The 13728-nt window shown below is 31.2% G+C and carries 9 protein-coding genes; 6 read left to right on the forward strand and 3 right to left on the reverse strand.

The features are described 5' to 3' along the window. Positions 1-993 (reverse strand): alpha/beta hydrolase, encoded by a 993-nt coding sequence (locus AXG55_RS03650; protein WP_233231352.1) that lies wholly within the window; start codon positions 991-993, stop codon positions 1-3. Between the two features lie 120 nt (positions 994-1113). Between AXG55_RS03650 and AXG55_RS03655 the strand changes: the two genes are divergently transcribed. From AXG55_RS03655 to AXG55_RS03680, 6 genes are read left to right on the forward strand one after another with little or no spacing between them, the layout of a single operon-like run. After that, on the forward strand, positions 1114-1644 hold the full coding sequence (locus AXG55_RS03655) for a rhodanese-like domain-containing protein (RefSeq protein ID WP_233231353.1): 531 nt from the start codon (positions 1114-1116) through the stop codon (positions 1642-1644). A 52-nt stretch (positions 1645-1696) separates the two neighbouring features. Then, entirely contained in the window at positions 1697-4666 is a 2970-nt protein-coding gene (locus AXG55_RS03660) for a hypothetical protein (protein ID WP_148696776.1), read from the forward strand. A gap of 13 nt (positions 4667-4679) precedes the next feature. Further along, positions 4680-7169 carry a Mur ligase family protein gene (locus tag AXG55_RS03665; protein ID WP_233231354.1) on the forward strand — a complete coding sequence of 830 codons (2490 nt, stop codon included), beginning with the start codon at positions 4680-4682 and terminating at the stop codon, positions 7167-7169. A 25-nt stretch (positions 7170-7194) separates the two neighbouring features. Continuing rightward, on the forward strand, positions 7195-9072 hold the full coding sequence (locus AXG55_RS03670; RefSeq protein WP_233231355.1) for a tetratricopeptide repeat protein: 1878 nt from the start codon (positions 7195-7197) through the stop codon (positions 9070-9072). Continuing rightward, entirely contained in the window at positions 9069-9548 is a 480-nt protein-coding gene (locus AXG55_RS03675) for a hypothetical protein (RefSeq protein ID WP_148696779.1), read from the forward strand. The genes AXG55_RS03670 and AXG55_RS03675 overlap by 4 nt, the downstream gene beginning before the upstream one ends. 29 nt (positions 9549-9577) lie before the next feature. Continuing rightward, positions 9578-11215 (forward strand): ATP-binding protein, encoded by a 1638-nt coding sequence (locus AXG55_RS03680; RefSeq protein ID WP_233231356.1) that lies wholly within the window; start codon positions 9578-9580, stop codon positions 11213-11215. Between the two features lie 24 nt (positions 11216-11239). Here AXG55_RS03680 and AXG55_RS03685 read toward each other — a convergent pair whose 3' ends face one another. After that, positions 11240-12973, reverse strand: coding sequence for a M14 family metallopeptidase (locus AXG55_RS03685; RefSeq protein WP_148696781.1), 1734 nt, complete (start codon positions 12971-12973; stop codon positions 11240-11242). Positions 12974-12997: 24 nt separating this feature from the next. After that, positions 12998-13711 (reverse strand): YebC/PmpR family DNA-binding transcriptional regulator, encoded by a 714-nt coding sequence (locus AXG55_RS03690; RefSeq protein WP_148696782.1) that lies wholly within the window; start codon positions 13709-13711, stop codon positions 12998-13000. Between the last annotated feature and the right edge of the window lie 17 nt (positions 13712-13728).

Below are 13728 nucleotides of genomic sequence, written 5' to 3' on the forward strand. Positions count from 1 at the left end.
TTACTTATTATTTTTTGATTCATAACATTGCTTTATAAAAAATGAGCAATATTTAGGAATTTGATCGGAGAAAGCCATTCTTAAATGGCCTCTTTTTTCGTCATTATGAGCGAAAAAAGCGGAGGGAATTTCCATCATGAGAGAAGCCACTTGTGCATAAGGAGCAATGTGATCTTTCATGCCATGCATCCACAGCACAGGGACTTGTACATCTCTTAAAATGCGTCGTTTTTCAAAAGTTTCATTTACAAATTTGCGCGCTTGATCGACATAGCCTATGGAGGTTCGCATGCGAAGAGGAAAGGATTTTCTCTTAAAAGAACCTGTGGCAGGAAATAGGCCATCTAATCCATAGTAAGAAAATTTATTGAGAAAATCTTTAAGCCAGGCACTCGGGTACAAATAATTCCAAACTTCGCCGGTCGCTTTGGAATAGGAGTTGATATTTAAGGCAGGTGAGACAGCAATAACGCCATCAATATTTCTTGCCACATCGTTGCGCGTGGCGGCAATGAGAGCAAAGGAAGCCCCCATGGAATGCCCCATTAAAAAGCATGTGGGCCCACTACGTCTGGAGCTTAGGCCAGAAGAGCCATTTTCTTCACCGAACAAGCGGTAGACAAGCAAGGGAAGACTTCGTGTTGCTTGTTGGAAATCTAAAATGGAGGATCCGTCGACGCCGTGACCGTCCCAGTCAAAAGAGAGAACCGACATGCCGCTGGCATTTAAAAATCGGATCCAATGCAAAAGGGGGTAGGAGCAGTCATCACCCAGGCCATGCATGAGAATCACAAGAGATTTTTGAGCGCTTTCAATCCCTTTCGGCACAGATAAAAATGCCGTTCCAGGTCCTGTCGAAAGGGGGACTTCATAGTAGGAAACCGAAACATCTTGGAGGTTATTGATAGAAAAGTGTCTGCGTCCACTTCCTTCAAACTTTGCCAAATTTATTTTATTGAGTCTTTCTGAAATCCATGTTTCTATCGCGTACATGTTTCTGCCTCCAGAGTCAGAATTCATTCGGATCTTGGTCTAGATTATATCTAGGTACGGCCTTGAGACAAATGAAAGCGCCATGTTTCATTGTTTTTATTTTGTATGGGGAGTTTTTTTATGGATATCGTATTTAATTTAGCAACGACTATGAAAGAAGTGGAAACACGTTTTCCCTTTGCACGATCCCTCTTGCATAGTAAATTTCATGTTGGTGGCTGTGCCAGTTGCGGCTATGAAAGTAATGAAACAATTGAACAAGTGGCTGCAAAACATTCTAAAGATGCACAAGCAATGGTAACAACGCTCAATGATGGTGTTGAAGACATGAAAAAGTCTGAAATTACTATTGATGAATTTGCTCTTTTAAAAGAAAGAAATGCTAAAATATTAATTGTCGATGTGCGTGAAGAATGGGAATATGAAGTGGCTCATTTGCCACAATCTTTTTTGTTAACAGAAAAGAATTTTGAGCAAACAGTGGCAAATTCAAAAAATGTGGAGTGTGTTATTGTTGTCTGTCACCATGGTCTGCGCTCGATGAATGCGACACTTTATTTAAGAGAAAACGGTGTTGGCAATGCGCGCAGTTTAAAAGGTGGCATTGATGCTTACAGTGCAAAATTAGACAATTCCGTACCTAGGTATTAATATTGTTTTGAGCTAAATACTAAGCTTGTTTCTTAATGAAAGAACATTGAGAATGCCTATTGTTACCCCAAATATTTATTATTTTGATAATAATAATCAGGACAATATTGTTTATACTGATATCACGGTAGATTACGAAAATAAAAAAATAAATTGCCAGTTTCAACAAGCAAACTCAAAAGTGAAAGTATTTAAAAAAAAATGGATTCTAAAGAGTTTTGATGACAAACGAGAATTAGAAATTGATAGCGATAAGTTAGATTTTTCTTTAGCGCAAAAATTTCCAAATATGACTTGTGAATCTATTTTATTTGATGGTTTGCTTTATAAAAAAGAACATGTTTTCAAAAATTTTTCAATTTTTGAAAACTGGCCCAATATTTCTCCTGGAATTCAGTTTTATACAGTGTCTTCTCTTTCTGAATTTTCAATATCCGACTATTTTAAGACAAAAGAAAATAAGCAATATTATTTTTGTGAAAGCACTTCAGATAATAATGATGAAAAACAATTTTGTTCCTTAATTGATAAAGATACGGGAAAGATTGATAATAAAAATAGTGATAGCAAGCAAATTAAATTTTTATTAGGCGATGAAGCATATAAAATATTTAATTTAATAATAGGTAAAAAGCAAGATAATAAAATAATTTATCAGAATGGAATTCAGTTTTTATTGTATGATAATCAAAGCGATTTGAGTAGTAATAAAATCCCTCCTAAAATTGAATTTAATGATTCTATCTTTAATAGGAGTCTAACATGTAATTCTAATTTATTTTTATTTTATCCTAATGATAAAGTAATTACGTGGACTAAAAATAATAAAAAAATAAATGAAATCACCGATAAAATTTTACCTCAAAAATTTATTGAATATGGGCAAACTTATTCTTGTGAAAATCAAAATGGGGAATCGGAAGATTTTATAATAAGTAAAAATTTTTTAGAAATTTATGGTCCTAGTCAAATTGGTTTTACAAATGAAGAAAGTAGTAAGATTTTAAATTATGAAGCAAATTTAAATCTTCCAGAAGGTAAATATAGTTGGTCTTGTCAGGGAAGTGGAAATATAAAATGCGAAAGAAAAAATTTTCCTGATAAACAAAGTATTCAAATAGATATCATACCTAATGAAAGTTTTAAAAAAACTTTATTACACGAAAAAATTAAAATCACTTTAGCGGTTGATAATGAAGTATTTGAAAAAGAAATAGTCGTTTATAACTATAGAGAAAATGAAGAAGCTGTCGTAAATATTTCATCAGAGTTGTCTTTAATTGCTAGTGGTAATGGAAATAGTTATTATTGTAGTATTCCTGAAACAATTCAAAAATCATCTATGCTAAATATTTTTTGGTATTTGGATAATAACGAAATTGAATCTGCTAGAAATAAACAATATTTGCCAAATACAATAAGAAAGAATTATATAACATGTATTATATATGGTAAGTTATTAAATAAAAATATTATTGGCGCTGTTTCTAATGCTCTTGAAGATCCAAATAGAAAAAATCCTTCATGGCTAAAAGAGACTTATTTATTAAGATTAGCTGAAAATAAAAAGGAGTTTTTATTTTCAGCGGAGTCTGAGGTTAATTTGCATAGTTTGAGTTGTGCAATATCTACAAATGATAACTATACTTTAACAAAAAATATTTGCCTGCAAGATGATAAAAAAAATATTTATTTAAAGTTAAGTAATTCTGATATATTAAATATTAAGAATTATTTTTTAAGTTCACCTATAATTGATTATTTTAACATACCTTCTTTAAATTTAAATATTAAAATATTTGAAGATTCAAAACTTCGAAATTTGCAATCGAAAGCGAGGTTTATAATTCCTAATTATAAACCTGAAATTTATGCTTCAGGAATTGTTGATTTAAAACAAAATGAACAAAAGTGTTTTGTGATTACAAAAGATCCTCAAAATTTATTTTTGTCTGCCTTGTTTGGATTAGAAAAAAATAAAGTAAATAAAAATATGACATTTTTTGATAATACAAATGTAATTCAAGATGTAGAATATAGTAATATTTTAAATTTATTGAGTAAAAAAAATATTTTTTACTATGAATATAATTTTAAATTAAATCAAAAAGAAGATTATTGTAATATTAATGTGAGTAATGGAACAACCATTGCACAGGCTAAAACTTCAAAATATAGTTTATCTGCGTTTAAAAATAAGCTTATTGAAATTAGTAATAAAAGTAATTATCAAAATTCTATTTTAAAACAAAATCAACTTAGCCATTCTGAAGATATTTATAAGAAAAAAATTTCTGTTGAAAATGATAATATATTTGTGTCATTTAATAACTCTAATTCTAATAACAATCGGAATCTTTTTGACTTAAAATTTTCACAAAGAAATAAAGAACCCTACTTGAATATTTCTTATTCACTTCAAAAAAATGCCAAAAATTTAATGTTATTACCTTCTCAATTGCAAAATTTAAATGCTATTAAAAGTGATAATAATGAAAGTAGCATTTCTGATTTAAATAACTTTTTTTTATCGGCTCGGGTATTTAAAAAGGGGAATGAATTTATCTGTGAGACATTTTCATATGCAAAAGAAAATGAGGAAAATTTATATAATTTTAATATCTACTTAAATAATAACTTAATCTTAACAAAGCAAAGTTCTAAAAATATACTTTCCATTGAATTAAAAAATTTAAAACAAATTGATACTATTTCATGTCAAGTAAAATTAAATAATAAAATTGAGACTTCTTCTTTTACTGAAATAGATTTACCTGAAAATTTATCATTGTGTTATGCTCTTGATACAAATGGTTCTATTTTAACATTTGATTGTCCTTTGCGTGTTGAAATGAATCAAAGTATGGAAAGCATGAAAAAATCTTTGTTAAAGAAATTAATCTCACAGTTCAAAATGTTAAATTATATATCCCATGCTCATATGATATTATGGACGCCATCACAAAAAAATAAATTAAGTATTTCAATAAAAATTGATCCAGATTTATATATGAAAAATTAAGGAGTTTATGACAATGACAGCTTATTTAAAACCGCATATTGCCATTATTCACCCTTCAGGAAGACTAAAAATTAGCGATAAAGAAAAAGAAGAGAGAATTCAAAAATTAAAAGGGTTAGGATTTGATTTGACTGAAATTTTACCCCAACAAAATTCAGTTGATGGAGTGACATCGGCTCCTGTTTTAGAGAGAGCTTCCCAGCTTAGTTATGCTCTTACTATGCGTAAATTTCCTTTATTATTTGCTGCGCGTGGAGGAATGGGCTGTACGGAATTGGTGCCTTTTTTAGAAAATATGTTACCCCCAGTAATACCAGATAAAACATTAGTCGGTTTTTCAGATATTTCATTTTTAGGCGCTTATTTATCTCTTCGTTATCCTAATTTTAAATATATTCATGGACAAAATGCTTATGCACAAAATTTATTTACAGGATCCGAAAGAGATCAAAAATGTTTGTTTGAGTTATTAAATAATGTTGAAAATGATTATTCATTTCATGGGACTTTGTTTCCTCAATTAAGTGACATTCATAAAAAAATAGAGGGAGTTTGTGTTCCTTTAAACCTAAGCTTGGCGGAGAGCCTTTGTACAATAAATTATTTAAAATTTCCAAAAAATAATATTTTATTTTTAGAAGAATGTAATGAACATTTATTTCGTATTTTAAGAAAATTTGATGCTCTTATCAATTCTGGATTTATGAGCGCGTCAAAAGCCATTGTATTAGGATCTTTTTCAGGATGCTTTGATGCTCAAGAAAAACCTTTAAAACGAGAAGATTTAGCAAAAATAATTGCACAAAAGACTAATCTACCTGTAATTGATTTACCTATATTTGGTCATGATGAGAACCGATTCCCTCTTGTTATGAGAAGTAAAGTAAAAATATCAATGATATCTGATAAAGCGGAAGTTATTCTCACAAATAAAATTGAGAAATCTTCAGCTATAGCAACAACATTTCCAGCAAATTTATTTTGCAAAAAAATTGAGATTGGCCACAAAAAACAGCTTAAAATTCATATGACTGGTATTGGTGGAACAGGAATGGCTCAAGTCTCAGGGCTTTTCAAATCTGCTGGATATGTCGTGAGTGGAAGTGACACACCTATTTATCCTCCAATGGATAAGGTTATTGCCGATTTAGGTATCAAACCTGATGTTGGTTTTCTGGCTGAAAATATTCAAAAGCATTCCCCTGATGCCCTTGTTTTAGCTAATGTTGTCAGTCGTATGAGTGCCAGTTTAAAGAAAAATGATGAGCTAGAATATATTCTTTCCCAAACAACTCCTATGCTTAGTTTTCCTTCTGCATTAAGAAAATATTTTTTATCTGAAAGTCGAAATATTATTATCAGCGGAACCCATGGAAAAACAACAACCAGTAGTTTAGTAACGCATTTATTTTCAAAATTAGGACAAAATCCTTCTTTTTTAATTGGAGGAAGCCCTGCAAATTTTGATGCAGGATTTGCTTTAAGATCAAAAGATCTTTTTGTTTTAGAAGGGGACGAGTATGATTCCGCTTTTTTTGATAAAGGCCCTAAATTTCTGCATTATGAGCCTAAAATTTGTCTTATAAATAATATTGAATTTGATCATGCTGATATTTATCCTAATGTAGAAGCGATTGAGGCTGAGTTTTTAAGACTTGCTAAATTAACAAAAGAAAGAAATGGAATTGTTATTGCAAATTTTGATGATGAAAGAGCTTATCGAGTTGCTCTAAATTCGGGTGCCCATGTTATTGGTTTTTCTGCACATCAACAACCTAAAAATAAGGGATTATGTTGGCAATTAAAATCATTTAAAACATTTTCAAATGGAATTGAAGTGCAATCCAAACAGCCCAATGGAAAACTCATTAAATTTAAAACAGGTATATTTGGCAGTCACAATGCACTTAATGCCACCGCGGCCTGTGCTATTTTACAGGCATCAAATATATTAGATCAATTAAAAGGAAATGACCTTGCTGAATTACCAAAATACACAGAAAATAAAGTTTTTTTAAACAAACTTAGCAAAGCAATGTCTAGCTTTAAAGGTGTAAAAAGACGTTTTGAATTATTACGTGAGAAAAATAATATTTCCGTATTCGATGATTTTGCTCATCACCCGACTGCGATTGTAACCACATTGGAAGCTTTTCGCAGTTATATGAAAAGTGTAGGTAAAAAGGGGAAATTAATAGCCTGTTTCGATCCGAGAAATGCAACAATGCGTCGTAGGGTTTTGCAAGATCAGTTGAGTAAAAGTTTTTTTCATGCCGATGAAATTTTGTTAGGAAAAGTTCCACAAGATTTACGAATGGGAAAAGATGAAGTTCTTGACGGGATTTCTGTTGCTAAGGCCTGCGGAAATCATGCAAGATATTTTGACGATAATGAAAAATTGCTCGAAGCATTAAAACAAGATGTTGCGCCAGGTGATACCATTGTATTCATGTCGAGTGGTTCGTTTGATGGCATTCCCTATCGTTTTGCAAAAACATTATAGGGAACATTTTGACAGGAAAGGGATTATGTCCTTATTTGGAAAATTTCCCAAAATATATTTTATATTTATTGCTGGCATTTGTGTAAATTCTTGTCAGACAAAAAATAATTCTGAAGAACAACCGCCAATTGAAAAAGTGAAAGAGACGAATCATCAGCAATCTTTTAATACTCTTCCCATTTATGCCCAAATGCGTATTGCCAGAATTCAACAAGATTTTGAAGCGGGAAGAGTTACGGAGTCTCAAGCTGATGAGGCTTTTATTTTGGGCAAATTGCTTGAAGATCGCAGAGATTATGAAAATGCAGAAAAATTATATTATGTGAGTTTTAATACGACAAAAACAATTTCCAGCGGAATAAGTCTAACAAATGCATATATAAATTTAAAGAAACTTGATAAAGCAAGGGATGTTTCTTTAAAATTATCAGTTATGTTTCCGCAAAAACCTGAAATTGAAATATTATTAGCAACCGTCTATCAGCTCCAAGGTGATACGGAGTCGCTTTTAAAAACATTGGAAGCAGCCTATAAAAAGCATCCTAACAATGAATCCATTGTGATTTTTTATGTTTCTAATAGTAAGAAAAATGAAAAAAGTATTTTAGAAAATTTTTTGGTAAAAAATCCTCGATCGACCAATGTTATGCTTTTTTTATCGCAGCGTTATTATCAGCAAAAAAATTATGATAAATCTTTAAAATATGCGAAAGAAGCTTATAAGTACGATTCTGATAATGTAGAAATTATAACCATGATCGGAAAAATCCAACAATTCCAAAAAAATTATGATGATGCTGAAAAGTTTTTTAGACTTGCCTTTGAAAAAGAGGTTGATAATAATTTAAATGCCCAAAACTACATAAATATTTTATTATTTCAGAAAAAAATACAAGAAGCACTTGTAATACTTCTAAAACTTGAGGCGAGTGCTGATGATCAAGTTCCTTTTCCTGCGGAGTTTTCTTTTCAAATCGCTAAAATTCTTCTGTTAAACAAAGATTATTCAGGAGCTCAAAAAAGACTTTTAGAGCTTGAAAATTCAAAGTATAATAATCCTGGCATTAAATATTATTTAGCTATTTCATGTGAGGGGTTAAGAAATTTTGAAGGGGCTGTTAAGTATTTAAATGAAATTCCTTTAGATAGCGAACTTTATCAAGAAGCAAGAAAAGCTAAAATATTAATTTATATTAATTCTAAAAATAAAGTAGAAGCTGAAAAAAATATTGAAAAGTTTGCGATATCTGATCAAAATATTATTGATGATAGTATTTTCAAAGCAAATATTTTTGTCTTTTTTCAAAAATATAAAGAGGCTGTATCAATTTTAAATGAAGCTATTAAAAAAGAACCCAATGCAAAAGAACTTTATTTGAAAAAAGCAGAATATGTAAAATATACTGATTCGGAATTAGTCTCGATACAACTGGCGGAGCAAATTGCTCAAAAATGGCCTAATTATGCAGATGGACTGAATTTTTTAGGTTATTCTTTGGTTGAAAATTCTTCAAAATTTGAATATGCAAAAAAACTATTGCAAAAAGCTGTTGCCATTGAGCCTCAAAATGGATTTTATTTAGATTCTTTGGGATGGTTGTATTATCAAAAAAATGATTTCAAAAATTCGGGCAAATATATTACGGAAGCATTGAAATATGAGCCCGATGAACCTGTTATTATTTATCATTTAGCTCTCGTGCAATGGAAACAACAAATATTCGAAAATTCTCTTAAAAATTTAGAACAAACTAGCAAAATTTTATCAAATATGCTTCCTTATCATGTGGAATCTGACCCAGAGCTGCTTAAAATATCAAAAGGCATTGGGGCAAAAATTATGGAATTAAAAAAGATAATTGAATTGCAAGCGCAAAAGAAAAATTTGATTGGAAATTTATGAACACGTCTTCTATTATTCTGCCTCATCTCTTTGAAGCTCTTTCTTATGAAATTAAAATTGATCGTGTAGATTGGATTATAGTCACAAAGTTCGCAGAAAATTGGAAACTCTCAGTTGCTGATGCTTTGTTGGATTTAAGCTATATTGATGAGGCAACTTTAGCGCGTTGTCTTGCCCGCTCTCATAATTTACCTTATATTCCAGCGGCTCAATTAAAATACGATTTTTCCGAAGTAAGTCTTGAAAATTTTGATGATTTAATGAGTGTGGGCGCAGCCCCTTTGGAAGAATATCGTTTGGCTATTTGTAATCCCTATGATGACCATAGAGGATATTTAGATAATAAATTTTGTGAACGTGAAATGATAGTTACAGAGCGCTCATCAATAATAGATGCATTAAGAAAGCACGGATTTAATGAGTGGATTGATGACGATGATCAAGACGATGATTTAAATAATTCACTTGAGAATTAAACGATTTCATTTTGGAAATGGGGTTGATTTTGGATAAAAAAAAACTTTCCAATTTAGAACCAAATATTTTTAAAAATGTCTTCAATAATTTACCTGAAATTTATCTTGTCATTAGTAAAAATTTTACAGTCAATGCAGCAAATTTTCAATTCATAAATGCCTTATCTATAGATTATAATAAAATAATTGGAACTAATTTGTTTTCTTTTTTAGGAAAAAAATTTAACTTATTAGAAAATAAGAGTGCAGATATTTTAAAATTATCTTTACAAAATGTTTTAAAAGAAAAAATACAAAAAATTACATCTATTCTTGAATTTAAGGATCACGGTAAATTATATGAATTGCAAAATAATAATAAATTTTTTATTTTTTCAATTAATCCTGTTTTAGATAGTCATAAAAATATAGAATGTATTATTTTAAAAATTGATGATGTCAGTGAGTCTGTAAAATTAAAAATTGAAGTCATAGAAAAAAATAAAAATTTTTTGGAGAAAAGATATTCAATCAATGAAAAAGAAAAAATTCAAAACTCTATTAAAATGGAAACACTAGGAAAATTAACAAGTGGTATATCTCATGATATTAATAATTTATTAACAATTATTAATCTTAACTGTGATATTATTTTAAATTCATCGCAAAATATTTCCCCTGTTGTTAAAAAGCAATGTTCTCAAATTAAAAAAACTTCTAAATATGCTGGCCGTCTTATGCAGCAAATTTTAAATTTCGGAAAAGCCCAACCATTGAATCCCAAAGTTATTAATGTCAATATCATTATTTCTGAAATTGAAAAAATGCTCTTTCGTTTGATAAATGAAAATATAGAGCTTGAACTAAATTTGAAAGAAGATCTTTATAATATCAAAATTGATCAGGGGCAAATGGAACAAATTATTTTAAATCTCATTATAAATTCTAGAGATGCCATCTCTGATACAGGAAAAATTAAAATTGAAACAACAAACTTTTGTACTGAGACGGAATTAACATTGGGAAGTCATAAATTAATTCAGGGAAATTATATTGTTCTTTCTGTAAGTGACAGTGGAATTGGCATGTCTCCCGAAACTCAAGCACGTATTTTTGAACCTTATTTTTCTACAAAAGAACAGGGAAAAGGGACAGGGCTAGGTTTGGCAACTGTTTATTCTATTGTTGAAAATTATAAGGGAACAATAGAAATTAAAACTGAATTAGGTAAAGGAACAACATTTAACATCTATTTACCTGCCTCTGATATAAAAGAAAATTCCTTAGCAAAAGAAGAAGAACATCAAAATCTGATTGGAGGTCATGAAGCTATTCTTGTTATTGAGGATAAAGAAGATCTCAAGGAAGTTATGGTTTCTGTTTTAAGGTCACATGGATATTTTGTTGCTGCGGCGAGTCATGGAAGGGAAGCAATAGAGCTTATCAAAAATGAAGGACAAAAATTTCGACTTATTATTATGGATGTTATTCTTCCTAAAATGCCTTTTAAATTATTTATACAGGAAGCAAGAGCTCTTATTCCCAATATCAAGATTTTATATATATCAGGAAACTCCCACGATGTTTTGCAGCAATTTGGAATTAATAATAACGAAATGATTTGTATAGAAAAGCCTTTTGTTATTTCTACATTGTTGAAGAAAGTAAGAAATATAATTGATAAGTAACATTTTAAATTCTTTACTTTAAAATTAAATCTCGCCAAAAGTAGCAAAGTAATCACCTAAATGAGAAAAGCTTACTTTAAACACAACTGCAAATTGATCGTTCTCTTTATGGACGGCAAAGGGAATGCGCAGTGTTTTTGAAGAGCATGAATTGCTACCTAAATCAGGAGAATTGATCCATCCATTTACAATGGCGCAGTAACCTGCAAGAGGCTCTAATAAATATATGGAATTTCCAATGAGAGAGGCATTTTTTACGTCGATAATTTCTACAATTATTTTTTTGTTTCCTTGTGATTTGTTACGTGCTTCAGAGACATATGTGGGTAAAAAGCCAATATTTGAAATGCTTAATTCTATATTTTTAATATTTTTTTCTTGGGTATTTAAAATTTTAGTTTCAATTTTTGGTTGTGGAGCTAAATCAACAAGTAATGATAAAAGTGGAACTTGATTTTGTATGACTTCATGAATTAATTTTTGTGGTGGATTGCAAATTCCAAATTGACTTGGAAATTCTGATATTTCTACTTCTCCCAGTTGCTCATGTTGATAAGATTTCCAAGGATTTCCAAAAATAATACTTTGATTTTGATCGCGGTCATATTCAAAAATTTTACGCCATTCTTTTTTTTCCCAAAAATCATAGCGTTTGATAAAGGGACGTTCAGATCTACCTATGCGCGCAGGAAGATCCCACAATTCACAAACATAACTGTATGCTCCTAAGGCTTGGTAAGAAAATGTTGTTAAGCAACCTTGTAAGGGTTTTCCAGGAATGTAAGTAAATTCAGAGTGACCACTGACCGCAGGATATCCCGTAATTTCTTCAATTTTTTTATCTAACGTCTGATAGACACTGCGATCTAAAATATTCATTGCAGAATCTTCTTGCGACTCTAAAGGCCGAATAAAGACACCACCAAAAGTATGATAATTAAGCCAAAAATAAATTTGTGGAATTTTAGAAGCAAACTCAGCTATAGCTTTACTTTCCACTTCCGAAAGCGACATTCTTCCGCTCATATTTTCCGGTTGATTGGGAGACCATTCCGCTGGAAAATTTCTGTTTAAATCGACTTCATTATCACCTAGAGTTCTTGCGGAAGGAATATTCATGCCATCGTAATTTTCGATGACACCTTCATGATAAATATCGTAAAAAGGTTCACAATCACCAAGTTCTCTATGCCGCATTAACTGAGGATAAAGCTCATCACAAACCCAAATTCCTGAAGTGCTTTTTTTGCGCATGTATCCAATTCTTTTTTTATTTTTAAAAAGATCGAGAGGTATGTTACGTTCTTCCTTATCAATAAGGCATTCTCGTTTCCAATAACTTCCCAGCTCTTTTCTTTTTCGAGAGTCGCGTGCGTTGCTGCGATTTCTTCTACCATCTGTAAAATATTGTTCAGTACCATCGGGACAAATTCGTGGTACAAAAACATAATTAACAGTATTATATTTTGTTTCGTTATTTGTTAATTTATGAATTAAATTTTCCATGTGAGCTAAAACAGTATTGGTGCCAATAAATTCTAAGGAATGCATATTGGCATCGAACCAAAGAGTGGGTTGCTCAATACTTTTGCCTTTGGGATAAACACGAATGGCGATGAGAGAGCGTCCTTCTGGTGTCTTTGCAATTTCAATTTTTTCAAAATCAATTTTTTTAGGAAATTGAGTGCAAAGGGCATCTATGTCAGCCATCATATCTTGATAATTTAAATATTTATTTGGAAATAAATAATGCGGCATAGATGCTCCTTTCGGGAGTTTTAATTAATCCTGTATGTCAAAATTATGATAGACGTTTTGAACATCATCATTTTCTTCAAGTTTATCCACAAGATCAAGAGCTATTTTCGCATTTTCTCCTGATAGGCTAACTAGATTCTCGGGAATGAGTTCAAGACCCGCTTTTTCGAAAGGAATTTCTGATTTTAATAATGCTTCGCGAACTTCTGCAAAATGAGCAACTTCTGTGTAAACAGTTATAAAATTATCTTCTGTAGTGATATCTTCGGCACCTGCTTCTAAACCGATTTCCATCACTTTGTCTTCTGATGCTTTTTGAGAATCTATGACAAAGACACCGCGTTTTTTAAACATCCAGCCCACGGCTCCCATTTCACCCATATTGCCACCGTGCTTTTGAAATATACGGCGCAATTCGGGATGAGTTCTGTTTCTGTTGTCTGTTAAAACCTCAATCATAATCGCAGAGCCACTGGGACCATAACCTTCATATGTCACTTCTTCAAAGTGCAAACCGGTCATTTCACCAGCACCTTTTTTAATAGCTCTTTCGATATTGTCTTTTGGCATACTGTTATCTTTTGCTTTTGCAACAGCGGCACGTAAAGCGGAATTGGAATTCAAGTCGCTTCCTGCGCGCGCAGTTACCATGATTTCGCGCGCCAACTTTGTAAAAAGGCGGGCTTTTGCTGCAGCGCTGGAAGCCATTCGTCCGGCAATGGTATTATGACGACCCATAATAAATATTCCTTTTA

Source organism: Silvanigrella aquatica, from assembly GCF_001907975.1.
Taxonomy (GTDB): Bacteria; Bdellovibrionota_B; Oligoflexia; order Silvanigrellales; family Silvanigrellaceae; genus Silvanigrella; species Silvanigrella aquatica.

What these genes read in the sequence shown, in the direction of transcription:
- AXG55_RS03665 (WP_233231354.1), top strand. Translation starts at nt 4,680, where the DNA reads ATGACAGCTTATTTAAAACCGCATATTGCCATTATTCACCCTTCAGGA.
- AXG55_RS03690 (WP_148696782.1), bottom strand. Translation starts at nt 13,711, where the DNA reads ATGGGTCGTCATAATACCATTGCCGGACGAATGGCTTCCAGCGCTGCA.
- AXG55_RS03660 (WP_148696776.1), top strand. Translation starts at nt 1,697, where the DNA reads ATGCCTATTGTTACCCCAAATATTTATTATTTTGATAATAATAATCAG.
- AXG55_RS03685 (WP_148696781.1), bottom strand. Translation starts at nt 12,973, where the DNA reads ATGCCGCATTATTTATTTCCAAATAAATATTTAAATTATCAAGATATG.
- AXG55_RS03655 (WP_233231353.1), top strand. Translation starts at nt 1,114, where the DNA reads ATGGATATCGTATTTAATTTAGCAACGACTATGAAAGAAGTGGAAACA.
- AXG55_RS03650 (WP_233231352.1), bottom strand. Translation starts at nt 993, where the DNA reads ATGTACGCGATAGAAACATGGATTTCAGAAAGACTCAATAAAATAAAT.
- AXG55_RS03670 (WP_233231355.1), top strand. Translation starts at nt 7,195, where the DNA reads ATGTCCTTATTTGGAAAATTTCCCAAAATATATTTTATATTTATTGCT.
- AXG55_RS03675 (WP_148696779.1), top strand. Translation starts at nt 9,069, where the DNA reads ATGAACACGTCTTCTATTATTCTGCCTCATCTCTTTGAAGCTCTTTCT.